9 protein-coding genes are annotated in these 25,570 nt (G+C 72.0%); all 9 read right to left on the bottom strand.

The window, feature by feature from the left end; genetic code table 11:
• The coding region (locus ACZ4VI_RS21975; RefSeq protein WP_468001495.1) for an acyl-CoA carboxylase subunit beta at positions 1-770 on the bottom strand (770 nt) is incomplete at its 3' end.
• 2 nt (positions 771-772) lie between these two features.
• Positions 773-1,504 carry a 4'-phosphopantetheinyl transferase family protein gene (locus ACZ4VI_RS21970; protein ID WP_468001493.1) on the bottom strand — a complete coding sequence of 244 codons (732 nt, stop codon included), beginning with the start codon at positions 1,502-1,504 and terminating at the stop codon, positions 773-775.
• The gene (locus ACZ4VI_RS21965; RefSeq protein WP_468001491.1) at positions 1,501-2,403 is read right to left on the bottom strand and encodes a metallophosphoesterase family protein; all 903 of its coding nucleotides are present in this window, start codon (positions 2,401-2,403) and stop codon (positions 1,501-1,503) included. The genes ACZ4VI_RS21970 and ACZ4VI_RS21965 overlap by 4 nt, the downstream gene beginning before the upstream one ends.
• Positions 2,404-2,415: 12 nt before the next feature.
• Positions 2,416-3,183 (bottom strand): thioesterase II family protein, encoded by a 768-nt coding sequence (locus ACZ4VI_RS21960; RefSeq protein WP_468001490.1) that lies wholly within the window; start codon positions 3,181-3,183, stop codon positions 2,416-2,418.
• Positions 3,184-3,238: 55 nt separating this feature from the next.
• Positions 3,239-3,601 carry a nuclear transport factor 2 family protein gene (locus ACZ4VI_RS21955; protein ID WP_468001488.1) on the bottom strand — a complete coding sequence of 121 codons (363 nt, stop codon included), beginning with the start codon at positions 3,599-3,601 and terminating at the stop codon, positions 3,239-3,241.
• A 90-nt stretch (positions 3,602-3,691) separates the two neighbouring features.
• Positions 3,692-4,909: a cytochrome P450 family protein gene (locus ACZ4VI_RS21950; RefSeq protein WP_468001486.1), complete on the bottom strand. Its 1,218-nt coding sequence runs from the start codon at positions 4,907-4,909 to the stop codon at positions 3,692-3,694.
• A 129-nt stretch (positions 4,910-5,038) separates the two neighbouring features.
• Positions 5,039-8,929: a type I polyketide synthase gene (locus ACZ4VI_RS21945; RefSeq protein WP_468001484.1), complete on the bottom strand. Its 3,891-nt coding sequence runs from the start codon at positions 8,927-8,929 to the stop codon at positions 5,039-5,041.
• 31 nt (positions 8,930-8,960) lie between these two features.
• Positions 8,961-14,597, bottom strand: coding sequence for a type I polyketide synthase (locus ACZ4VI_RS21940; RefSeq protein ID WP_468001482.1), 5,637 nt, complete (start codon positions 14,595-14,597; stop codon positions 8,961-8,963).
• Between the two features lie 60 nt (positions 14,598-14,657).
• Positions 14,658-25,478 carry a type I polyketide synthase gene (locus ACZ4VI_RS21935; RefSeq protein ID WP_468001513.1) on the bottom strand — a complete coding sequence of 3,607 codons (10,821 nt, stop codon included), beginning with the start codon at positions 25,476-25,478 and terminating at the stop codon, positions 14,658-14,660.
• Between the last annotated feature and the right edge of the window lie 92 nt (positions 25,479-25,570).

Below are 25,570 nucleotides of genomic sequence, written 5' to 3'. Positions count from 1 at the left end.
ATCGACAGGAGGTAGCGCACCTCCGCGATGCAGGTCTCCTCGTCGTCATACGCGAAATGCGCCACACCGCTGGTCTCGGCGTGCACGTCCGCCCCGCCCAGGCCGTTCTGGGTGATCTCCTCGCCCGTCACCGCCTTCACCACGTCCGGACCCGTGATGAACATCTGCGAGGTCTCCCGCACCATGAACACGAAATCCGTCAGAGCGGGCGAGTACGCAGCCCCGCCCGCGCACGGGCCGAGCATCACCGAGATCTGCGGGATGACACCCGAAGCACGCGTGTTGCGCTGGAAGATGCCGCCATAACCGGCCAGCGCCGAGACACCCTCCTGGATACGGGCGCCCGCACCGTCGTTCAGGGACACCAGCGGCGCACCCGCCGCGATGGCCATGTCCATGATCTTGTGGATCTTCGTCGCGTGAGCCTCACCCAGCGCCCCGCCGAAGATCCGGAAATCGTGCGCGTAGACGAAGACCGTACGGCCCTCGACCGTGCCCCAGCCCGTGATCACACCATCGGTGTACGGCCTCTTCGCCTTCAGGCCGAAACCCTGCGCGCGATGCCGGCGCAACTGCTCGACCTCACTGAACGAACCAGGGTCGAGCAGCAGCTCGATACGCTCACGAGCCGTCAGCTTGCCCTTGGCATGCTGCGCCTCGGTCGCCCGGTCGCTCGGCCCACGCCGCGCCTCCTCGCGCAGGGCATGCAGCTCGGCCACACGGCCACGGGCGTCGGTCGGCTCGCTCGGGATCTCGTCGGACAGGGACATCGCTACGTACTCCTCGTCAGCGGGTGGTTGGCGGAGTCGAGACCGTCGCGGGCCGGGGTGTGGCGCGCGCGGTCGAGGACCGGCAGAGCGATCGCGGTGAGCAACAGGCCCCGCCGGGCCATCCAGTGGCCGTCGAAACCGGTCAGCCGGGTGCCGTCGACCACGGGGCCGGGCACCAGCAGGCGGGCGTGGAAGGTGCCGGCGTCCGGATCGACCGTGATCAGGGCATCCTCGAACTCGAGCCAGCGGCCCGTGATCGGGAACCACGCCTTGTAGACGCTCTCCTTCGCGCTGAACACCAGCCGGTCCCAGCAGACGTCGGGCCGGCGCGCCGACCAGTGCGACAGCCACCGGCGCTCCTCCGGAACGGTGATCAGGGCGAGCGTCCCGGCGTTGGGGACGGGCCGGTTGGGTTCCGCGTCGATGCCGAGGGACACCAGGTCGGCGACGCGGGCCACGGCGGCCGCCCGGTAGCCGGCGCAGTGGGTCATGCTGCCCACGATGCCGTCGGGCCAGCCGGGCGCGCCCCGTACGCCCGGCAGGATGGGCGCGGGCGGTACCCCGAGCGCGGCGAGGGCGTCGCGGGCGCAGCCGCGCACGGTGGCGAATTCGCGGCGGCGCTCCTCCGCGCTGTCGGCGACGAGCGCCCTTTCCTCGTCGTACAGCACGGAGTCGGGCAGGTCGTCGAAGCTGTCCCGGGCCGCGATGGCGGCGGGCAGCAGTTCCTCGATCATGTGACGTCCGGGAGGGTCGCGGGGATGGCGGGCCGGATGCGGACCGGCCGTCCGGGCGGGGTGGCGCGGCGCCCCCATTCGCGGGGGTAGCCGAGCGACACCTCCTCGAACGGCACACCGTCCTTGCGGATGGTCCGCGGGATGTGGAGGTGCCCGTAGACCACGGCGGCCGCGCGGAACCGGAGGTGCCAGTCGGCGGTCGCCTCGGTGCCGCACCAGAGGGCGAAATCGGGCCGCCACAGCACCTCGGTGGGGTCCCGGACCAGCGGGAAGTGGTTGACCAGGACGGTACGGGCGTCGGGCGGGAGCGCCGCCAGACGTGCCTCGGTGAGCGCGAGGCGGGCCCGGCACCATTCCTCCCGGCTGGCGTAGGGGTCGGGGTGGAGGAGGAACTCGTCGGTGCAGACGACGCCCGCCTTCTCGGCCCGTTCGAGTGCGGCCTCCTTGGAGGTCACGCCGGGCGGCCGGAAGGTGTAGTCGTACAGCAGGAACAGCGGGGCGATCACCAGCGGGCCGTCGTCCCCCTCCCACACCGGGTAGGGGTCCTCCGGGGTGGCCACGCCCAGGGAGCGGCAGAGGTCGACCAGATGGCGGTAGCGCTGTTCTCCGCGCAGCTGCACGGAGTCCTCGCGCGGGGTCCACAGTTCGTGGTTCCCGGGCGCCCAGACGACCTTCGCGAACCGGCCGGAGAGCAGTTCCAGCGCCCACGCGACCTCGTCCACGATCTCGCCGACGTCACCGGCGACGAGCAGCCAGTCCTGGTCGGACTCGGGCCGCAGGCCCTCCACGATCCGCCGGTTCTCCGGGTAGTGGACGTGGAGGTCGCTGATGGCGGCCAGCGAGCCGGATCCGGGCCGACGCCCGGACGGCCCGGCGGGGCCTCGTGTCTCGTACGTCATGTGTGCCTTCCGTCAGCCGGCCAGGGGCAGGGTGCGGAGACGTTCCCTGATGGCCGCGAGCACGGCGGCCTGTTCCCGTACGAGGTAGAAGTGGCCGCCCGGCAGGACCTTCAGGTCGAACCCGGCGGTGGTGTGGTCGGCCCAGCCGCGCACGTCGTCGGGGTCGACCCGCGGGTCGCTGTCCCCGACCAGGGCGAGAACGGGGCAGCTGAGGCGGGCGGGGGCGCGGCGCAGGTACGTCTCGACGGCCTGGTAGTCGCCGCGGATCGCCGGGAGGATCATCCGGAGGATCTCCTCGTCGCCCAGCAGCCCGGAGTCCGTGCCGCTCAACTCGCGCAGTTCCGCGACCAGTCCGTCGTCGGACCGCTTGTGCACGTCGTCCTCGCGGTGCAGGTGGGGCGCGCGGCGGCCGGACACGATCAGCGCGGCGACGGGTATGCCGCGGTCCTGGAGGCGGTCGGCCACCTCGAACGCGACGAGCGATCCCATGCTGTGCCCGAACAGGGCCAGCGGCCGGCTGTCGGCCGCGGCCGACAGCCGGTCGGCGACCTGTTCGGCGAGCACGGTGACGTCGGTGACGACCGGCTCCGAGCGCCGGTCCTGGCGCCCCGGGTACTGAACCGCCAGGACGTCCACGTCCGGCGACAGCGCCCGGGACACGGGGAAGAAGAAGCTGGCCGAGCCACCGGCGTGGGGGAAGCAGGCCAGGCGGACGGCGGCATCGGGCGCCGGATGGAAGCTCCTGATCCAGAGCTCGTCGAGGGAAGGTGCGGTGGTCATGGAAATAAGGCCTTTCACAGAACTGTCTGTCGATGCCGCCGTCCGGGGTGGCGGTTCACGCCTTGCGGAACACGTCCTTCACGGCGATCTTTCCGTCGCGGATGGTGAAGATGTCCACGGCGCGGTCGAGGGTCTCGCCCTCCGGTGACTTGACGGAGAATTCGAGGATCACCCTGTCCTCGACCTCGAGCAGCTCGCCGTATTCGAGGGTGATGCCCTTGGCCTCGTATTCCTTGCGGACTCCGATGATCTTCTCCAGGAATCCGGGGATCTCCGGCCTGGTGTACGTCGTGCCCGGCTCCTTGCCCTCCGCCATGATCCAGCGGCCGTCGTCCGTGAAACAGGCGGTCGCCGCTTCGATGTCGTCCCGCAGACCGGCCTCGAAGAACCGGTTCACCACGTCCTTGCCCATGCCCATGTCGATCGTCCTCGTTTTCTTTGGGTGTTCTTTGTTTCGGGTGCTTGCTTCAGCGGCTTTGCTTCGGGTGCTCTGTTCGGGTGCTTTGTTTCAGCTCATGCGGACCGGGAGCCGTTCCAGGCCCCGGAACTGTGCCGTGTACCGCCATTCCAGAGAGGCCGGGTCGGCCGCCGGCTCCCAGTGCGGGAAACGCTCGAGAAGCCTGCGGAACACGATCTCGCCCTCGAGGCGCGCCAGCGGCGCACCCAGGCAGCGGTGCACTCCGTGCCCGAACGACAGGTGCGAGTTGGCCGCGCGCGTCACGTCCAGCGCATTCGGCTCGGCGAATTTGGCGGGATCGCGGTTCGCCGACATCAGGGCGATGAACACGATCTCGCCCTCGGGAATGGTGACGTCACCGACGGGCACCGGGCTGGTCGTGTACCGGATCGTCGACAGGTTCAGCGGGCTCTCGTACCGCAGGAACTCCTCGACCGCGCCGGGCACGAGACCGATGTCGGAGCGCAGCAGTTCCCGCTGGTCCGGGTGGGTCAGCAGGCTCAGCACCCCGCTGCTGATCATGTTGGCGGTCGTCTCGTACCCGGCGTTCATGACCAGGAAGATCGTCGACATCAACTCGGTGCCGTCCAGGCGGACACCGTCGTCGTCCGCCTCGATCAGCGCGGACACCATGTCGTCGCCGGGATTCGCCCGCTTCTCCTCGACGAGCCGGGCCAGATAGCCGAACGCCTCGCCGACCGCCTTCTGCTTGTCCTCGGCGGAGATGTCGACGCTGGCCAGCGCCCCGCTCCACCGCTTGAAGTCGTCGAACCTCTCCTCGGGAACACCGAGGAGGTTTCCGATCACATAGATCGGCAGCGCGAGCGCGATGTCCTCGACGAGGTCGAATTCCTCGCCGGGCACTATCCCGTCGAGCATCCGGTCCACGGTCTGCTCGATCCAAGGGCGCATCTTCTCGACGCGCCGCATGGTGAACGCCCGGCCGATCAGTTTCCGCAGCCGAGTGTGCTCCGGCGGGTCGCTGAACAGCATGCTGCGCGGATGCTCCGTCGCCGAGGCCTCCGGGTCGACGGACTGGGCGTTCACGACAGCGGGAAGGTTCACCGCGTCCTTCGACAGCCGCGGATCGGCCAGCAGAGCACGCGCGTTGTCGTAATCGGTGACGACCCACGCGTTCAGTTCCGTCGCCAGTGTCTTGACGATGTGCCGGCGCACGACTCCTTCTTCGCGGAGCTTTCCGTACGTGCTGTAGGGGTTCTGGACGAAACTCCAGCTGAGCAGATCGACTCCGCCCGCTTGAACGGTCACGGGAAGTCCCTTCTCTTTGTCTCGTGCAAGTCATGGGGCCGCGCAGGGGGCGGCCGGGGTGGCCCGGCCGACCAGGGCGGAGGGGGTGGCCTGGCCGGCCGGGACGGAGGGGATGCCTGCCGGCACCGGTCAGGAAAGGTCGGCGAGCCACCTCTCCACGGCCTTGGCGGTGGTGTCGGCGAAGTCCTCGATGATCGTCAGGTGACTGCCGGACGTGACCACCTCGGTGTGCGGCAGCGGCCAGCCGCTCCGGGCACTCGCGAACGGCGTGGTGCCCGGCTCGAGGAGGAAGTCGGCCGCCCGCACGACCAGCGTCGGAGTGGCCGTCCTGCCCGGCGTCCACGTCTCGAACAGGCCGAGGTACCGGCCCATCGCCATCAGCTTCGTGTCGTCCACCATCGCGACGAGCTCCGGCCGGACGGCAAGCTCCTGGAACAGCGTGGACTGCAGCTCGGTGGTCTCCTCGGCACCCGGCAGGTACGTGTCGAGGAGCACCAGGGCGGCCGGCGCGGGCCCCGTGCCGTCGGCCTCCAGCGCCTCGGCCACGGCGTGCGCCAGCCAGCCGCCGGACGAGTAGCCGACGAGGACGAAGGGCCGCCCGTCCGCCGCCTGCCGCACCGCCTCCACATGCCGGCGCACCGCGTCCTCCAGCGTGTCCGGCAGGCTCTCACCGTCCTCGAAGCCCGGCAGGTGCAGAGCGCGCACGGTGCGACGGCCGCGGAACTCCCCGCCGAATCGGGCGTACTGCAGCGGACTCGCCGGCGCCACGAACGACGGCATGCACACCAGGACCGGTCCCGCCTCGTCCCCGTCCGCGTACCGCACCGGCGGCGCCTGTGTGGTCGCCTCCGCCGGGGACACGCCGGCGCGCAGGCGGGACGCCGCGGCGAGGAACCGCAGTCCCTCCGGGGCGCGGCCCTCGACACACGCCTGCTGGAACATGGCGACCAGCGGCCCCGCACCCTCGGGCGGCGGCGGCGCCGCCGACGACTCGCCGTCGCTGCCCGGGGACTGCTCGTCCGACAGGACGGCGAGCTTGACGGCCAGCGCCTCGACGGTCGGGTGATCGAAGACATCGGCCGCGCTCAGCCGCAGCCCGGCCGCCGCGCGCAGCCGGTCCCGCAGCTCCGTGGCCGTGATGGAGTTGAAGCCCAGCTCCGTGAACGTCTCCCGGTCGCCGATGCTGTCCTCCCCGGAGTGCCCGAGGACGGCCGCCGCCTGCACGCGCACCAACTCGCGCAGTGCGGCGAGCCGCTCGGCTCCGGTCAGCCCGGCGAACACCGGGACGGTCACTCCGGACCCCTCTTCCGCGCCGTCGCCGCCGTCGAGAAGGGCGGACGACGACGTACGGGGCGACCCGGAGGCGAAGGTGACATCGGGCCAGAATCGGCGGCGCTGGAAGGCGTACGTGGGCAGGTCGACGCGACGGCCGCCCGAACCCTCGTAGTACGCGGACCAGTCGACGTTCACGCCGTGGGCGAAGGCACGGCCGAGGGCGGCGACCAGCTGCTCGGGCTCGGGGCGGCCCTTACGGAGGACCGGGACGGCCGGGACGTCGACGGAGTCGGCCGCCATCGCGGACAGGACGCCGTCGGGGCCGAGCTCCAGCAGGACCTCCACACCCTGGACTTCGAGGGTGCGCACGGCGTCGGCGAAACGGACCGGGCGACGCACGTGCTCGACCCAGTACTCGACCGACTGCAGCTCCTCAGCGGTGGCCGCGAGACCGGTCACCGTCGAAACGATAGGAATCTGCGGCGAGTTGAACGTCAGACCCGAGACAACCTGACGGAAGTCGTCCAGCATCGGCTCCATCAGAGGCGAGTGGAACGCATGACTGACCGTGAGCTGCTTGAACTTCACCCCCAGAGACTGGGCGATCTCCAACACCACCGACTCGACACCGGCAATGACCACGGAGGTGGGGCCGTTGACGGCGGCGATACCGGCCTCAGCCTCGCGGCCGGCCAGCAGCGGAGCAACCTGCTCCTCGGAGGCCTGGACGGCGACCATCGCACCACCGGCAGGCAGGGCCTGCATCAGGCGCCCGCGAGCGGAGACGAGGGTGCAGGCGTCTTCCAGCGACAGCACACCAGCGATATGGGCAGCGGCGATCTCACCGATCGAATGACCGGCCAGGACCTCCGGCTTCACACCCCACGACTCAACGAGGCGGAACAGGGCGACTTCGAGGGCGAACAGAGCAGGCTGAGTGTTGGCCGTTTCGTCCAGGCCCTGACCGGCGAAGATCACGTCCCGCAGCGACGGATCCAGATGAGACAGCACCTCGTCGAACGCCTCCGCGAACACGGGGAACGCCTCGTACAGCTCACGGCCCATACCGGCCCGCTGAGACCCCTGACCCGTGAACACCACACCCAGGCGACCAGAGCCGGCGGCGGTACCGCTCTCGACCACCTCGTCCCCGACCAGAACCGCCCGGTGCTCGAACACCGACCGCGTCACAGCGAGCGACCAACCGACGTCCACAGCACGCGCATCCGAGCCCGCCGCGAACTCCCGCACCCGCGCCACCTGGTCCGTCAGCGCCGCGGCCGTACGCCCCGACACCACCCACGGCGTCACGACCGGAACGGCACCCTCCGAACCGGGAGTCGAAGCCTCCTCCGGAGCCTCAGGCGCCTGCTCCAGCACCACATGCGCATTGGTGCCGCTGATCCCGAAGGCCGACACGCCGGCCCGGCGCGGGCGGCCGGTCTCCGGCCATGCCCGCGCGTCCGTCAGCAGCTCCACGGCCCCGGAGGACCAGTCGACCTCGGAGGTCGGCTCGTCCACGTGCAGGGTCTTCGGCAGTACGCCGTGCCGCATGGCCTCGACCATCTTGATGACGCCGGCGACGCCGGCGGCGGCCTGCGTGTGGCCCAGGTTGGACTTCACCGATCCGAGGAGCAGAGGGTGGCCCTCCGGGCGTTCCTTGCCGTAGGTGGCGAGCAGCGCGTCGGCCTCGATGGGGTCGCCGAGCGGGGTACCCGTGCCGTGGGCCTCGACGACGTCCACGTCGGCCGGGGTCAGGCGGGCGTTCTCGAGGGCCTGGCCGATCACGCGGCGCTGGGACGGCCCGTTGGGCGCGGTCAGACCGTTGGAGGCGCCGTCCTGGTTGACGGCCGTGCCGCGGACTACCGCTAGGACGCGGTGGCCGTTGCGCTGCGCGTCCGACAGCCGCTCGACGAGCAGCATGCCGACGCCCTCGCCCCAGCCCACACCGTCCGCGTCCGCCGAGAACGCCTTGCACCGGCTGTCCGGCGCGAGACCCCGCTGCCGGGCGAACTCGATGTAGCCGGACGGCGTGGACATCACCGTCACACCGGCGGCCAGGGCCAGCGAGCAGTCGCCCGCGCGCAGGGCCTGCACCGCCAGGTGGAGGGCGACCAGCGACGACGAGCAGGCCGTGTCGAGGGTGACGGCCGGGCCGGTCAGGCCCAGGGTGTACGAGATCCGGCCGGAGGCGACGCTTCCCGCGTTGCCGGTGATGAGCAGGCCCTCGACCTCCTTCGGGGGGTCGGTGAGGAGCAGCGGGTAGTCCTGCCCGTTGCCGCCGACGAAGACGCCGGTGCGGCTGCCGCGCAGCGACACCGGGTCGATGCCGGCCCGCTCGAGGGTCTCCCAGGCGACTTCGAGGAGGAGCCGCTGCTGGGGGTCCATGGCGAGGGCCTCGCGCGGCGAGATCCTGAAGAACGCGGCGTCGAACGCGTCCGCGTCGTACAGGAATCCGCCTTCGCGTGCGTACGTGGTGCCGGACCGGGCCGGGTCCGGGTCGTACAGGTCCTCGGGCCAGCCGCGGCCCTCGGGGAACGGGCCGATGGCGTCGGTGCCCTCGGACACCAGTCGCCACAGGTCCTCGGGCGAGCCGATCCCGCCGGGGAACCGGCAGGCCATGCCGACGATGGCGATGGGCTCCTGGGACGCGGCGATCAGTTGCTGGTTCTGCTGTCGCAGCCGCTCGACCTCCTTGAGGGAGGACCGGAGTGCGGCGACGAACTGTTCGTTCGAAGTAGTCATCGTGACCTTTCCGGGGCGGTGGCGGCCGTCGTCACGCGGCGGCGCCGCCGGCCGCCATCCGCAGCAGACTTTCGGCGTCCATGTCGTCGATCGCGTCCAGTACGTCGGCCGGGGTGCCCGTCGACGTCGCGGGGCCCTGCCCTGCGACGGCCGTACCCCCGTCGGGGTCGGCGAGCTGGAGGAGTACGTCGAGGAGTCCGGCGCGGCGGATCCGGTCGAGCGGAATGCTCGTCAGCGCCCTGCGCAGCTGCTTGTCCTGCGGGTCCTCGGTGCCGTCGGTGTCGGTGGCGACGCCGCCGAGCCTGGACAGCAGTTCGGCGCGCAGGTGGGCGGCGACGGCGGCCGGCGTGGGGTGGTCGAAGACCAGGGCGGCCGCCAGGCGCAGGCCGGTGGCGGCGTTCAGGCGGTTGCGCAGTTCGATGGACGTCAGGGAGTCGAAGCCGAGTTCCTTGAACGCCCGGTCGCTATCGACGCTGTCCCTGCCCGTGTGCCCGAGGACCCGGGCGACGTGGCCGCGGACGAGTGCGGTCAGTTCGCGTTCCTGCTCTTCGGCCGGGAGGGCGGCGAGGCGGCGGGTCAGCGACTCGGCGTCGTCGCCGCCTTCCGCCGCACTGCGCCGGGCCGCGGTGGCGGGCACGAGCGCGCGCAGGACGGCGGGCAGTGCGTCGGCGTGCCGGGCGAGGACCGCCGTGTCGAGGGGGGCTGGAACGAGCAGGGACGACCGGTCCCGTCGGGTGACGGCCGCGTCGAACATGGCCAGGCCCTGCTCGGGGGTGAGGGGCACGATGCCGGTGCGGCGCAGCCGTGTCACGTCCGCCTCCCCCAGTTCGCCGGCCATGCCTGCGGCGCCTCCCCAGGCGCCCCAGGCGAGGGACAGCGCGGGCAGGCCGTCGGCGAGGCGCCGGGCGGCGAGTGCGTCGAGGAAGGCGTTGGCGGCCGCGTAGTTGGCCTGTCCGGCGCCGCCGAGGAGGCCGGACACGGAGGAGTACAGGACGAACGCGGACAGATCCAGGTCCCGGGTCAGCTCGTGCAGGTTCCACGCCGCGTCGGCCTTGGGCCGGAGCACGGTGTCGAGCCGGTCGGCGGTGAGGGAGGCCAACACACCGTCGTCGGTGACGCCGGCGGTGTGCACGACGGCTGTCAGCGGGTGCTCGGCCGGCACGGTCGCGAGGAGTCCGGCGAGCGCGTCCCGGTCCACCACGTCGCAGGCCGCCACGGTGACCTGCGCGCCCAGCTCCGTCAGCTCCGCCGCCAGCTCGGTGGCGCCGGGAGCCTCGAGCCCACGACGGCTGGTCAGCAGCAGGTGACGCACGCCGTGCTCGGTCACGAGATGACGGGCCAGCAGGGTGCCGAGAGCGCCCGTCGCGCCGGTGATCAGTACGGTGCCGTCGGCGTCGAACCGCGCTTCGGCGGCCAGGCCGGTGCCCGCATCGGTGTCCGCGTCGACGGTCGCGTCCGGGTCCGCCGGCAGGCGGACCAGGCGCGGGACGAGCAGGGCGCCGTCTCGGACGGCGAGCTGCGGCTCGCCGGCGGCGACGGCGGCGACGGCGGCGACCAGCACCGCGCCGGACGCCTCGGCGTCGTCCAGGTCCACGAGGACGAACCGGCCCGGGTTCTCGGTCTGCGCCGACCGCACCAGTCCCCACACCGGGGCGGCGGCGAGGCCGTCCCGAGCGGGCGCCCCTTCGCCCGCCGCCACCGCGCCCCGGGTCACGAGGACGAGCCGCGAGCCCATGAACCGCTCGTCGGCCAGCCACTCCTGCAGCAGGGCGAGGACGCGGTGGGCCGTGCCACGGGCGGTGCCGGCGAGATCGCCGGCCGGGTCAGGCGACGTGGACACGGTCGCGACGACGAAGGCCGGCACGGGCGCGGCCGCGGTGTCCGCCTCCTGGGCGAGCTCCGCGAGATCACGAACGGTACGGAGTCCGGCGACGCCCGGGATCCCGGGAAGGCCCTCGGGACCGGCGGTCTCGCCGGCCAGCAGGACCATGTCCGCCTCCTCCGTCCCCTGCTCCGCCGGCGTGGCCGGAAGGGGCTGCCAGTCGAGCCGGAACATGCCGCCCTGGACGGCGGGCAGGGCGCCGCGCAGCTCCTGTGCCCGCACCGTCCGCCAGGTCAGGGCGTCGACGGAGGCTACCGGGGCGCCCGTGCCGTCGGCGGCGCGCACGGAGACCGCGCCCGCGCCGTCAGGCGTCAGGCACACGCGCAGGACGGAGGCGCCCGTCGCGTACACGCTGACCCGGGACCACGAGTCCGGGACGACGGCCCGGGACTCGTCCCCGCCGTCCGTCAGGCCGGCGGCCCGGCCGGTGAGCACGGCGGCCTGGAGAGCGGCGTCCAGCAGCGCCGGGTGGAGGGTGAACAGCTCGGCCTCGGCACGCTGCTCGTCGGGGAGGACCACCTCGGCGTAGATCTCGCCGTCGCGGGTCCACAGCTTGCGCAGGCCCTGGAAGGCGGGACCGTAGCCGTGCTGCGCCTGCTCGGCCAGGCGCTCGTACGCGTCCTCGACGTCCACCTGGACGGCCCCGGCCGGCGGCCAGACCGACAGCCCCTCCGGTTCCTCACTCGGGCCTGCCGCGGCCAGGACGGCGGTGGCGTGCTGGGTCCACGGCCGGTCCTCGCCGTCGGGACGGGAGAAGAACGCCACGTCACGACGGCCGGAGTCGTCCGGCGCACCGACGGTGATCTGGAGCTGGACCGCCCCGCGCTCCGGCAGGACCAGCGGCGCGGCCGGCGTCAGCTCCTCGACCGTGTCGCAGCCGACGCGGTCGCCGGCCTGAACGGCCAGCTCGACGAAGGCGGTGCCGGGAAGCGAAACGGCGCCGAGGATGGTGTGGTCGGCGAGCCAGGGGTGCGTCTGCAGCGACAGCCGCCCGGTCAGCACCAAGCCGTCGCCGTCGGCCAGCTCGACCGCCGCACCCAGCAGCGGGTGCCCGGCCTCGGCCAGGCCGGCGGACGTGACGTCGCCCTTGTCGGGAGCGGTCACCAGCCAGTAGCGCTCGTGCTGGAAGGCGTACGTCGGCAGGTCGACGCGCTGGGCGCCCGAACCTTCGTAGTACGCGGACCAGTCGACGTTCACGCCGTGGGCGAAGGCGCGGCCGAGCGCGGCGACGAGGGAGTGCGCCTCGGGACGGCCCTTACGCAGGACCGGGACAGCGGGAATGTCCACGGACTCGGCGGCCATCGCGGACAGCACCGCGTCCGGGCCGAGTTCGAGAATCGTCTCGATGCCCTGGGCTTCGAGGGTGCGGACGGCGTCGGCGAAACGGACCGGACGACGCACGTGCTCGACCCAGTACTCGACCGAGCAGAGTTCCTCGGCGGAAGCGGCGAGACCGGTCACCGTCGAAACGATCGGAATCTGCGGGGAGTTGAAGGTCAGACCGGCCACGACGCTGCGGAAGTCGTCGAGCATCGGCTCCATCAGCGGCGAGTGGAACGCATGGCTGACCGTGAGCTGCTTGAACTTCACCCCCAGAGACCCGGCGATCTCCAACACCACCGACTCGACACCGGCGATGACGACGGAGGTGGGGCCGTTGACGGCGGCGATACCGGCCTCAGCCTCGCGGCCGGCCAGCAGCGGAGCAACCTGCTCCTCGGAGGCCTGAACCGCGACCATCGCACCACCCGCCGGCAGCGCCTGCATCAGACGACCCCGAGCGGACACCAGAGCACACGCGTCCTCCAGCGACAGCACACCCGCAACATGCGCAGCAGCGATCTCACCGATCGAATGACCAGCCAGGACCTCCGGCTTCACACCCCACGACTCAACGAGGCGGAACAGGGCGACTTCCAGAGCGAACAGCGCCGGCTGAGTATTACCGGTCTCGTCCAGGCCCTCACCGGCGAAGATCACGTCCCGCAGCGACGGATCCAGGTGCGACAGCACCTCATCGAACGCCTCCGCGAACACCGGGAACGCCTCATACAACTCACGCCCCATACCGACCCGCTGAGACCCCTGCCCCGTGAACACCACACCCAGGCGACCCGAACCGGCGGCGGTACCGCTCTCGACCACCTCGTCACCCACGATCACCGCCCGGTGCTCGAACACCGACCGCGTCGCAGCGAGCGACCAACCGACGTCCACCGGACGGGCGTCTGAGCCCGCCGCGAACTCCCGCACCCGCGCCACCTGGTCCTTCAGGGCGGCGGCCGTACGGCCCGACACCACCCACGGCACCACCACCGGAGCAACACCCTCCGAAGCAGAAACCGAAGCCTCCTCCGGAGCCTCCGGCGCCTCCTCCAGCACCACATGCGCGTTCGTCCCGCTCACGCCGAACGACGACACCGCCGCCCGCCGCGCACGACCCGTCTCCGGCCACGCCCGCGCCTCCGTGAGGAGCTCGACACCGCCCGCGGCCCAGTCGATCTCGGGGGAACGCTCCTCGGCATGAAGCGACTTCGGCAGCACGCCCTCACGCATGGCCATGACCATCTTGATGACACCGCCCACACCGGCGGCGGCCTGCGTGTGGCCGATGTTCGACTTCAGCGAGCCCAGCCACAGCGGCCGGTCCTCGGGCCGGTTGCGGCCGTACGTGGCGAGCAGCGCCTCCGCCTCGATCGGGTCACCGAGCCGCGTACCCGTGCCGTGCGCCTCGACGACGTCCACGTCGGCCGGCGTCAGGCGGGCGTTGTCCAGGGCCTGGCCGATCACGCGGCGCTGGGACGGCCCGTTGGGCGCGGTCAGACCGTTGGAGGCACCGTCCTGGTTGACGGCCGTGCCACGGACGACACCGAGGATCCGGTGGCCGTTGCGCTGGGCGTCGGAGAGGCGCTCGACGAGCAGCATGCCGACGCCCTCGCCCCAGCCCACACCGTCCGCGTCGGCGGAGAAGGACTTGGAGCGGCCGTCGGGCGCCAGACCGCGCTGGCGACTGAACTCGACGAAGGTGCTGGGGGTGTGCATGACGGCGACGCCACCGGCCAGGGCCATGGAACACTCGCCGCCACGGAGGGCCTGCACGGCCAGGTGGAGGGCGACCAGCGACGACGAGCAGGCCGTGTCGACGGTGACGGTCGGTCCGGTCAGGCCGAACGAGTAGGCGAGGCGGCCGGAAATGACGCTTCCGGCGTTGCCCGTCATCAGGATGCCTTCGAGCTCCTGCGGTATCTGGCGGACGGGCGGCGCGTAGTCGTAGTACATGACTCCGGCGAACACGCCGACGTCGGTGCCACGGACCGCGGCGGGGTCGATGCCCGCATGCTCGAACGTCTCCCAGGTGGTCTCGAGCAACAGCCGCTGCTGGGGGTCCATGCCCAGGGCCTCGCGCGGCGAGATGCCGAAGAAGGCGGGGTCGAAGGCGTCGGCGTCGTGGAGGAAGCCGCCCTCGCGCGTGTAGCTCTTCCCGGTCCGCTCGGGGTCCGGGTCGTAGAGGTCCTCGTCCCAGCCCCGGTTGACGGGGAACGTGCTGATGGCGTCGGTGCCGTCGGCGACGAGCTGCCACAGCCCCTCGGGCGAGCCGACGCCGCCGGGGTAGCGGCAGGCCATGCCGACGATGGCGATGGGCTCGTCGCCCTTCGACTCCAGTTCCTGCACGCGCTGCCGGGCCCGCCGAAGGTCTGTGGTGACCTTCTTCAGATAGTCGACGAGCTTTTCCTGCTGATTTTCCTGCTGATTTTCCTGCTGGGTCTGCTGCTGCTTTTCCTGCACTGTGTCACTTCCTCAGCCGTGAGGGGCGAATACGTCGAAGGTTCCGAATATTCCGTGACCTCACGCGAGGTCGAATTCTTCGTCGATCAGGTTGAGCAATTCGTCGACCGAGGCGGAGTGGATGTCCTCCTCGGACACGGTGACGGGCTTCGCGCCGGCGAACTCGCGCAGGCGGAGCACGATCTTCTCCAGGCGTCCGACGGCCGCCTCGTACTCCTCCCGTTCGCCGGGCGTCGACGCGAGGCTGGCCTCCAGACGGTCGATCTCCTGCCCGAGGGAGCCGATCTGCGCGGCGCCGAGGACGGGGATCTCCTCGGCGAGGTATCCGGCGACCGCCGCCGGGGTCGGGTAGTCGAAGACCAGGGTGGCCGGCAGCCGCAGTCCGCTGACCGCGTTGAGGCGGTTGCGGAGTTCGACGGCTGAGAGGGAGTCGAAGCCGAGTTCGTTGAACGCGCGGTTCTGGTCGACCGCTTCGACGCCCGCGTGGCCGAGGACGGTGGCCACCTCGGCGCGGACGAGGTCGACGAGCGCCGTCTGCCGCTCCGCCGCGTCGAGTCCGGAGAGGCGCTGCGCGATCGGCGCCGTGCCCTCGGCACCCGTGCCACCGGCCGTTCCGAGCGCGCCCGCCGTTCCGGCCGCGGACGCGGCCCGGCGCGGTGCCACGCGCACCAGGCCGCGCAGCAGACGGGGCAGGTTGTCGCCCAGGGCGCGCAGGGCGCCGGTGTCGAAGCGGACGGGGGCGAGCAGGTTGCGGTCCTCGGCGACGGCGGCGTCGAACAGCGCCATGCCCTCCTCCTCGGACATGGGGACCACGCCGCCCTTGGCGACCCGCTTGCGGTCGGCCTCGTCGAGGTGCCCGATCATTCCGTTGGCCTGGTCCCACAGGCCCCAGGCGAGCGAGGTGGCGGGCAGGCCGCGGGAGCGGCGGTGCTGGGCGAGCGCGTTGAGGAACGCGTTGCCGGCCGCGTAGTTGGCCTGTCCGGGCGGGCCGAGGATGCCGGAGACGGACGAGTACAGGACGAACACCGACAGGTCCAGGTCCCGGGTCAGTTCGTGGAGGTTCCACGCCGCGTTCACCTTGGGCAGCAGCACGGTGTCGAGCTGCTCCCCCGTCATCGACACGAGGATGCTGTCGTCGAGGACGCCGGCGGTGTGCACGACGCCGGTCAGCGGGTGCTCGGCCGGTACGGTCGCGAGCAGCCCGGCGAGGGCCGCCCGGTCCGCCACGTCGCAGGCCGCCATGGTGACCTGAGCGCCCAGGCCGGTCAGCTCGGCCTCCAGCTCGGCGGCGCCTGGCGCCGCCGAACCACGACGGCTCGTCAGCAGCAGGTGGCGTATGCCGTGCTCGGTGACCAGGTGGCGGGCGAGCAGCGCGCCCAGGCCACCGGTTGCGCCCGTGACGAGGACGGTCCCATCCGGGGACCACACCGGAGCGGTGCCGGACTCGGCCGCGTCCGTCACCGGCATCTTGGCGAGCCTCGGAGTACGGGCCTCGCCGTCGCGGATCACCAGTTCGTGGTCACCGGACGCGAGCGCGGCCGGCAGCAGCCGTGCGGAGCGCTCGGAGGCGTCGACGTCCACCATCGCGAACCGGCCCGGGTTCTCCGTCGCCGCGGAGCGGAACAGGCCCCACGCACCGGACAGGGCCAGGTTCTCCAGGGCCGCGTCCTCATCGGCGGGAACGACGTCACGGGTAAGGAGGACCAGCCGCGAGTCGGCGAACCGGCTGTCCGCGATCCACGCCTGGGCCAGTTCCAGCGCCATGTGCGAGGTGAGCCGGGCGACCTCGCCGAGCCCGGCGGCGTCGTCCTCGACACCGTCACCGGCCGGCCGCAAGGGCACGAGGACGACGGACGGAGCAGTGCCCTCGGCGTCCACGGCACGCCGCAGCGCGGCGAGGTCGGTGTGGCCGCGCAGCACGCCGCCCGACGGGTCGAGGACGGCACCGACACCCAGCTCGTCCGTACCGAGGACGGCCCAGGTCGTCAGGTCAGCCGCGGTGTCCGGGGCGGGCACGGGGGTCCAGTCCACGTGGTACAGCGACTCGTGGTGGGCTCCGCCGGCGGCGCCGGCGCCCCGCAGCATGTCGGCGGACACCTCGCGCGACAGGAGGCTCCGCACCGTCGCCACCGGAGTGCCCGCAGGGTCGGTCATCGTCAGTGCCACCTGGTCGAGGCCGGTGTCGGCCTTCGTACGGGTCAGGCGGACCCGCAGAGCCGTGGCACCGGTGGTGTGCACGGCCACTCCCGACCAGGAGAACGGCAGGCCCGGTCGGCCGTCCGCGTCCGCGACACCCGGCAGCAGTACGTGCAGGGACGAGTCGAGCAGCGCGGGGTGCAGCGTGAACCGGTCCGCGTCCGCGTGCTGCTCCTCGGGGAGGACGACCTCGGCGAGCAGCTCGCCGTCGCCCAGCCGCCACGCTCGGCGCAGGCCCTGGAACGCGGGCCCGTATCCGTAACCCTGGTCGATCAGTCGGCCGTACACGTCGGCCAGGTCGATCTCCTCCGCGCCGGCCGGCGGCCAGACCGTCAGGTCCTGCGGCGCGACGGCATCCGCGGCGGCGCCGGCGGACAGAACAGCCGTGGCGTGCTGAACCCACTCCGCGTCCTCGCCGTCAGGACGGGAGAACACCGCCATCTCACGACGCCCGGAACCATCCTCGGCCCCGACCGTGATCTGAACCCGCACACCACCCTGCTCCGGCAGCACCAACGGCGCTGCCAGCGTCAACTCCTCGACCACGTCACAGCCGACCTGGTCACCGGCCCGCACAGCCAGCTCCACGAAAGCCGTACCCGGCAGCAGCACCGTGTCGAACACCGCATGATCGGCAAGCCACGCATGCGTACGCAACGACAGCCGACCGGTCAGCACCACACCCTCACCACCAGCCAGCTCGACCGCCGCACCGAGCAGCGGATGCCCGGCCGACGCCAGACCCACCGAGGTGACATCGCCGGCCTCGTCGGCCGCCGGCAGCAGCAGCCAGTACCGCTCGTGCTGGAAGGCGTACGTGGGCAGGTCGACGCGCTGGGCGCCGGAACCCTCGTAGTACGCGGACCAGTCCACGTCCACACCGTGGGCGAAGGCACGACCGAGGGCCGTGACCAGCTGCTCGGGCTCCGGGCGGCCCTTACGGAGGACCGGGACGGCCGGGATGTCGACGGAGTCGGCCGCCATCGCGGACAGCACCGCGTCCGGACCGAGCTCCAGCAGAACCTCCACACCCTGGGCCTCCAGGGTGCGGACCGCGTCCGCGAAACGGACCGGGCGACGAACGTGCTCCACCCAGTACTCGACCGAGCAGAGCTCCTCGGCGGAAGCGGCGAGACCGGTCACCGTCGAAACGATGGGAATCTGCGGCGAGTTGAGCGTGAGGCCGGAGACGACCTGGCGGAAGTCGTCCAGCATCGGCTCCATCAGCGGCGAGTGGAACGCATGACTGACCGTGAGCTGCTTGAACTTCACCCCCAGAGACGCGGCGATCTCCAACACCACCGACTCGACACCGGCAATGACCACCGACGTCGGACCGTTAACCGCAGCGACACCGGCCTCAGCCTCGCGACCCGCCAGCAGCGCAGCAACCTGCTCCTCGGAGGCCTGGACGGCGACCATCGCACCACCGGCCGGCAGCGCCTGCATCAGACGACCCCGAGCGGACACCAGAGCACACGCGTCCTCCAGCGACAGCACACCCGCAACATGCGCAGCAGCGATCTCACCGATCGAATGACCAGCCAGAACCTCCGGCTTCACGCCCCACGACTCCACCAGCCGGAACAGGGCGACTTCGAGGGCGAACAACGCCGGCTGCGTGTTGCCCGTCTCGTCCAGGCCCTCACCGGCGAAGATCACGTCCCGCAGCGACGGATCCAGATGCGACAGCACCTCGTCCAAAGCGGACGCGAACCCCGGGAAAGCCTCATACAGCTCACGGCCCATACCAGCCCGCTGAGACCCCTGACCCGTGAACACCACACCCAGGCGACCCGAACCAGCAGCCGCACCCGTCTCGACCGTCTCCTCGCCGACGATCACCGCCCGATGCTCCAGCACCGACCGCGTCGAGGCCAGCGACCAGCCGACGTCCACAGCACGCGCGTCCGAACCGGCCGCGAACTCCCGCACCCGCGCCACCTGGTCCGTCAGCGCCGGAGCCGTACGCCCCGACACCACCCACGGCACCACAGGCGGAACAACGGCATCGACGCCCTCGGCGTCCTCCATCTCCGGGGCCTGCTCCAGCACCACGTGCGCGTTCGTCCCGCTCACGCCGAACGACGACACCGCCGCCCGTCGCGCACGACCGGTCTCCGGCCATGCCCGCGCCTCGGTGACGAGTTCCACCGCGCCCGCCGACCAGTCGATCATCGGGGAGCGCTCGGCGACGTGCAGGGTCTTCGGGACCAGGCCGTGGCGCATCGCCATGACCATCTTGATGATTCCGGCGGCGCCGGCGGCGTGCTGCGTGTGGCCGATGTTCGACTTCACGGAGCCGAGGAGCAGCGGCTGGTCCTCCGGGCGCTCCCGGCCGTAGGTGGCGAGGAGGGCCTCCGCCTCGATCGGGTCGCCGAGGCGCGTACCGGTGCCGTGCGCCTCGACGACGTCCACGTCGGCCGGGGTCAGGCGGGCACCGGCCAGGGCCTGGCGGATCACCCGCTGCTGCGAGGGACCGTTGGGGGCCATCAGGCCGTTGGAGGCGCCGTCCTGGTTGACGGCCGTGCCGCGCACGACCGCGAGGACGGGGTGTCCCTTGCGGCGGGCGTCGGACAGCCGCTCGACGAGCAGGACACCGACGCCTTCGGCCCAACCGGTGCCGTCGGCGTCCGCGGAGAACGCCTTGCAGCGGCCGTCGGGCGCCAGGCCGCGCTGCCGGCTGAACTCGACGAAGAGCGTCGGCGTGGACATCAGCAGGGCACCGCCCGCGAGGGCGAGGTCGCACTCCCCCGCCCGCAGCGCCTGCGCCGCGAGGTGCAGCGACACCAGCGACGACGAGCAGGCCGTGTCGAGGGTGATCGCCGGTCCGGTGAGGCCGAGGTGGTAGGCGATACGGCCGGAGGCGATGCTGTTGGCGCTTCCGGTGAGCAGCTGGCCCTCGTAGCTGGGCACCTGGGCGAGCACGCCGCCGTGGTCCTGTCCGCTGACGCCGACGAAGACGCCGGTCTGGCTGCCGCGCAGCGAAACCGGGTCGATGCCGGCACGCTCGATGCTCTCCCAGACGGTCTCGAGCAGCAGCCGCTGCTGCGGGTCCATGCCCAGGGCCTCGCGCGGCGAGATGCCGAACAGCGCCGGGTCGAAGAGGTCGACGCCTTCGACGAAGCCGCCCTCGCGGGCGTAACTCTTGCCCTTCGCCTCCGGGTCCGGGTCGTAGATGCCGTCGATGTCCCAGCCGCGGTCGGTCGGGAAGCCGGTGATGGCGTCCACGCCGTCGGTGACGAGTCGCCACAGGTCCTCTGGGGAGGTGACCCCGCCGGGCAGGCGGCAGGCCATGCCGACGATGGCGATCGGGTCGTCGTCCACGGGGGCGGTGCGGGCGGGGACGGGGGCGGCGGCCGTCACGGTGCCGGCGAGTTCGTCCTTCAGGTGCCGGGCGATGGCGAGCGGCGTCGGGTAGTCGAAGATCAGCGCGGCGGGGAGGCGGAGCCCGGTGGCCGTGTTGAGCTGGTTGCGCAGTTCGACGGCGGTGAGCGAGTCGAAGCCGAGTTCCTTGAAGGCACGCTCGCGGTCGATGGCGTCCCGGTCGCTGTGCCCGAGGACGGCGGCGACGTGGCCCCGTACGAGGTCGACGAGGACGCGCTCGCGTTCGGTGTCGGAGAGTCCGGCGAGCTCCTGCGCCAGCATGGAGGAGGAACCTCCGCCGCTGACCGCCGCCGTGCCGCGCCTCGGGGCGACGCGGACCAGGCCGCGCAGCAGTGCGGGCAGGCGGTCGCCGAGCTCGCGCAGCACCGACAGGTCGAGGCGGGTGGGCAGGGCCCAGGCGAGGTCCGCCGCGAGGACCGCGTCGAACAGCGCCATGCCGTCGTCCTCGGTGAGCGGCGTCATGCCGGCGCGGGCGATGCGCGTGACGTCGTTCTGGGACAGGTTCTCCGTGATGCCGCCGGCCTGGGCCCACAGGCCCCACGCGAGGGAGGTCGCGGGCAGGCCGGCGGCGCGGCGGACGCGGGCGAGTTCGTCGAGGAAGGCGTTGGCCGCGGCGTAGTTGGCCTGCCCGGGGCCGCCGAAGGTCGCGGCGGACGACGAGTAGAGCACGAACGCGTCGAGGTCGAGCTCCCGGGTCAGCTCGTGGAGGTTCCACGCCGCGTCGACCTTCGGCCGGAAGACGCGGTCGACCTGCTCGGCGGTGAGCCGGGCCGCGATGGCGTCGTCGAGGACGCCGGCGGTGTGGACGACGGCGGACAGCGGGCGGCCGGCCGGCACGTCCGCGAGGACGGCGGCGAGCGCGTCCCGGTCGGCGGCGTCGCAGGCGGCGAAGGTGACCTCGGCGCCGAGCTCCGCGAGCTCCGCCGCCAGTTCGGCGGCACCGGGGGCGGCTCCGCCGCGGCGGCTGAGCAGCAGCAGGTGGCGTACGCCGTGCTCAGCGACGAGGTGGCGGGCGAGAAGGGTGCCCAGGTCGCCGGTGGCACCGGTGACGAGCACGGTGCCGTCGGCCCGGAACGAGGCGGGCCGGGCGTCCGCGGTGCCGTCGGCGGTTGCGGTGCCGTCACCGGTCGAGGTGCCGTCGGTGGTCGCCTTGCCGCCAACGGTCGCGGTGCCGTCGGCGGTCGCCTTGCCGCCAACGGTCGCGGTGCCGTCGGCGGTTGCGGTGATGCGGGCCAGGCGTGGCGCGAAGGCTGCACCGTCGCGCAGGACGAGCTCGGGCTCGCCGGTCGCCACGGCGGCGGCGCACGCCTGCCGGGACGCATCGGTGTCGTCCACGTCCACCAGCACGAACCTGTCGGGGTTCTCGTTCTGGGCGGTGCGGACGAGACCGCGGACGGCGGCGAGGACGGGGTCGCTCACACCTGCCGGGTCGGTGGCGACGGCGTCGTGGGAGACCACGGCGAGCTTGGAGCCCTCGAAGCGCTCGTCAGCCAGCCACTTCTGCAGCAGGTCGAGAGCGCGCAGGGTCGCGGCGCGGACCCGCTGGGGCAGGTCGTCAGCGGAGGCGGCGTACGCGTCGGGGCCGTCCGTCGTGAAGGGGACGACCAGCACCTCAGGCGCATTGCCGCCCGCCGCCAGAGCAGCGTCCAGCTCCGCCCAGTCCGCGTACGTTCGGTCCGGACCGCGGCCCGGGACCAGCGACGCGGCGGCGGAGTCGGCGGTGCCCAGGACCGCCCAGGAGTCCGTGAGGCCGGCGGCCGGCTCCCCCTGTGCAACGGACACCTTCTCCCACTCGAGGCCGAACAGCGCGTCGCCGTGCGAGGTCCCGGCGTTGCGCAGGGCGTCGGCGGAGATGGCCCGCGACAGCAGCGAGCGCACGGTGACGACAGGGGCGCCCGTGCCGTCGGCCGCGACGAGGGTCAGGGTGTCGTCCCCGGTCGGGGTCAGGCGTACGCGAAGGACGGACGCGCCGCCGCTGTGGACGGTGACACCGGTCCAGGAGAACGGCAGTCCACCCTGGCGCTCGTCGTCCACGACTCCGCGCAGCAGCGGGTGCAGGGCGGCGTCGAGCAGGGCGGGGTGCAGCGCGAACCGGGAGGCATCGGCGCGCTGCTCGTCGGCGAGGGCGACCTCCGCGTAGATCTCGCCGTCAAGGGTCCACACCTTGCGCAGGCCCTGGAAGGCAGGACCGTAGCCGTGCTGTCCTCCCGCGGCGAGGCGCTCGTACGCGTCCTCGACGTCCACCTCGACGGCGTCCGCCGGCGGCCATACGACGAGGCTCTCGGTGGTCGCGGCGCGCGTCGCCACCAGGGTGCCGGTGGCGTGCTGGGTCCACGACCGGTCCTCGCCGTCGGGACGGGAGAAGAACGCCATGTCGCGGCGGCCGGAGTCGTCCGGCGCGCCGACGGTGATCTGGAGCTGGACCGCCCCGCGCTCCGGCAGGACCAGCGGCGCGGCCAGCGTCAGCTCCTCGACCGTGTCACAGCCGACGCGGTCGCCGGCCTGGGTCGCCAGCTCCACGAAGGCCGTACCCGGCAGCAGCACCGTGTCGAGGATGGCGTGGTCGGCGAGCCAGGCGTGCGTCTGCAGCGACAGCCGCCCGGTCAGCACCAGACCGTCCCCGTCGGCCAGCTCGACCGCCGCACCCAGCAGCGGGTGCCCGGCGGACGCCAGACCGGCGGACGTCACGTCTCCAACCTCCTGCGGCGGCAGCAGCCAGTACCGCTCGTGCTGGAAGGCGTACGTCGGCAGGTCGACGCGCTGGGCGCCGGAACCCTCGTAGTACGCCGCCCAGTCGACGTCCACGCCATGGGCGAAGGCGCGGCTGATCGCAGCGACGAGGGAATGCGCCTCCGGACGGCCCTTACGCAGGACCGGGACGGCCGGGACGTCGACGGACTCGGCCGCCATCGCGGACAACACCGCGTCCGGACCGAGCTCCAGCAGGACCTCCACACCCTGGGCATCCAGGGTGCGCACGGCGTCCGCGAAACGGACCGGGCGACGCACGTGCTCCACCCAGTACTCGACCGAGCAGAGTTCCTCGGCGGAAGCCGCGAGACCGGTGACCGTCGAAACGATCGGAATCTGCGGGGAGTTGAAGGACAGACCGGCAACGACGCTGCGGAAGTCGTCCAGCATCGGCTCCATCAGCGGCGAGTGGAACGCATGACTCACCGTGAGCTGCTTGAACTTCACCCCCAGAGACCCGGCGATCTCCAGAACGACGGACTCGACACCGGCAATGACCACCGACGTCGGACCGTTGACCGCAGCGACACCGGCCTCGGCCTCACGACCCGCCAGCAGCGGAACAACCTGCTCCTCCGACGCCTGGACGGCGACCATCGCACCACCCGCCGGCAGCGCCTGCATCAGACGACCCCGAGCCGAGACAAGGGTGCAAGCGTCCTTCAGAGACAGGACTCCGGCAATGTGCGCGGCGGCGATCTCCCCGATCGAATGACCGGCCAAGACCTCCGGCTTCACACCCCACGACTCAACGAGGCGGAACAGCGCCACCTCAAGGGCGAACAACGCCGGCTGAGTGTTGCCCGTCTCGTCCAGACCCTCGCCCGAGAAGATGACCTCCCGCAGCGACGGATCCAGATGCGACAGCACCTCGTCGCACGCCTCCGCGAACACGGGGAACGCCTCATACAGCTCCCGGCCCATACCGGCCCGCTGCGCACCCTGACCCGTGAACACCACACCCAGGCGACCCGAACCGGCGGCGGTACCGCTCTCGACCATCTCGTCACCCACGATGACCGCACGGTGCTCGAACACCGACCGCGTCACAGCGAGCGACCAACCGACGTCCACAGCACGCGCATCCGAGCCCGCCGCGAACTCCCGCACCCGCGCCACCTGGTCCGTCAGCGCCGCAGCCGTACGACCCGACACCACCCACGGCGTCACGACCGGAACGACACCCTCCGAACCGGGAGTCGAAGCCTCCTCCGGAGCCTCAGGCGCCTCCTCCAGCACCACATGGGCGTTGGTGCCGCTGATGCCGAAGGAGGAGACGGCGGCCCGGCGCGGGCGGCCGGTCTCCGGCCATGCCCGCGCGTCCGTCAGCAGTTCCACGGCGCCGGAGGACCAGTCGACCTCGGTCGTGGGCGCGTCGGCGTGGAGGGTCTTCGGCAGCACGCCCTCACGCATGGCCATGACCATCTTGATGACGCCGGCGACGCCGGCGGCGGCCTGCGTGTGGCCGATGTTCGACTTCACGGAGCCGAGGAGCAGCGGCTGCCCCTCGGCGCGTTCCTGTCCGTACGTGGCGAGCAGCGCGTCGGCCTCGATGGGGTCGCCGAGCCGCGTACCCGTGCCGTGCGCCTCGACGACGTCGACATCGGCCGGGGTGAGGCGGGAGTTGAGCAGGGCGTGGCGGATGACCCGCCGCTGGGAGGGGCCGTTGGGGGCGGTGAGGCCGTTGCTGGCGCCGTCCTGGTTGATGGCGGAGCCGCGCATGACGGCGAGGATGCGGTGGCCGTTGCGCTGCGCGTCCGACAGCCGCTCGACGAGCAGCATGCCGACGCCCTCGCCCCAGCCCACACCGTCCGCGTCGGCGGAGAAGGACTTGGCCCGGCCGTCGGGCGCCAGACCGCGCTGCCGGCTGAACTCGACGAACGTGCCGGGGGTGGACATGACGGTCACACCGCCGGCCAGCGCCATGGAGCACTCGCCGGCACGCAGGGCCTGGGCGGCGAGGTGCAGGGCGACCAGCGACGACGAGCACGCGGTGTCCACGGTCACGGCGGGGCCGGTGAGACCGAGGTTGTACGCGACGCGGCCGGAGGCGACGCTGCCGGCGCTGCCGGTGAGGATGTGTCCCTCGAAGCCGTCGGGGACCTCGCGGAAGCGGAGGCCGTAGTCGCCGTACATGACGCCGGTGAAGACGCCGACGGGCGTGTCCTTGACGGTGCCGGGGTCGATGCCGGCCCGCTCGAACGTCTCCCAGGCGATCTCGAGGAGGAGGCGCTGCTGGGCGTCGACACCGAGCGCTTCGCGGGGGCTCATGTCGAAGAAGGCGGGGTCGAAGGCGTCGGCGTCGTGAAGGAAGCCGCCTTCACGGGCGTAGCTCTTGCCCTTGGCCTCCGGGTCCGGGTCGTACAGGTCCTGGGCCCAGCCCCGGTTCACCGGGAACGGTGATATGGCGTCGGTGCCGTCCGCGACCAGTCGCCACAGGTCCTCGGGGGATTCGACGTCGCCGGGATAACGGCAGGCCATGCCGACGATCGCGATCGGTTCCTGGTTCTTCTCCTCGAGCTCCTGCAGCCGGTTACGGGTCTGCACGAGGTCGGCGGTCACCTTCTTGAATACACCGAGGAGCTTCTCATCGTTCCGCATTTCCGCTTTCCCACCCATCATGTTCGGCAAGTCCTTGG

The sequence above is a fragment of the Streptomyces sp. NPDC029169 genome (genome assembly GCF_055563935.1).
This window is presented reverse-complemented; position numbering and strand designations above follow the sequence as displayed.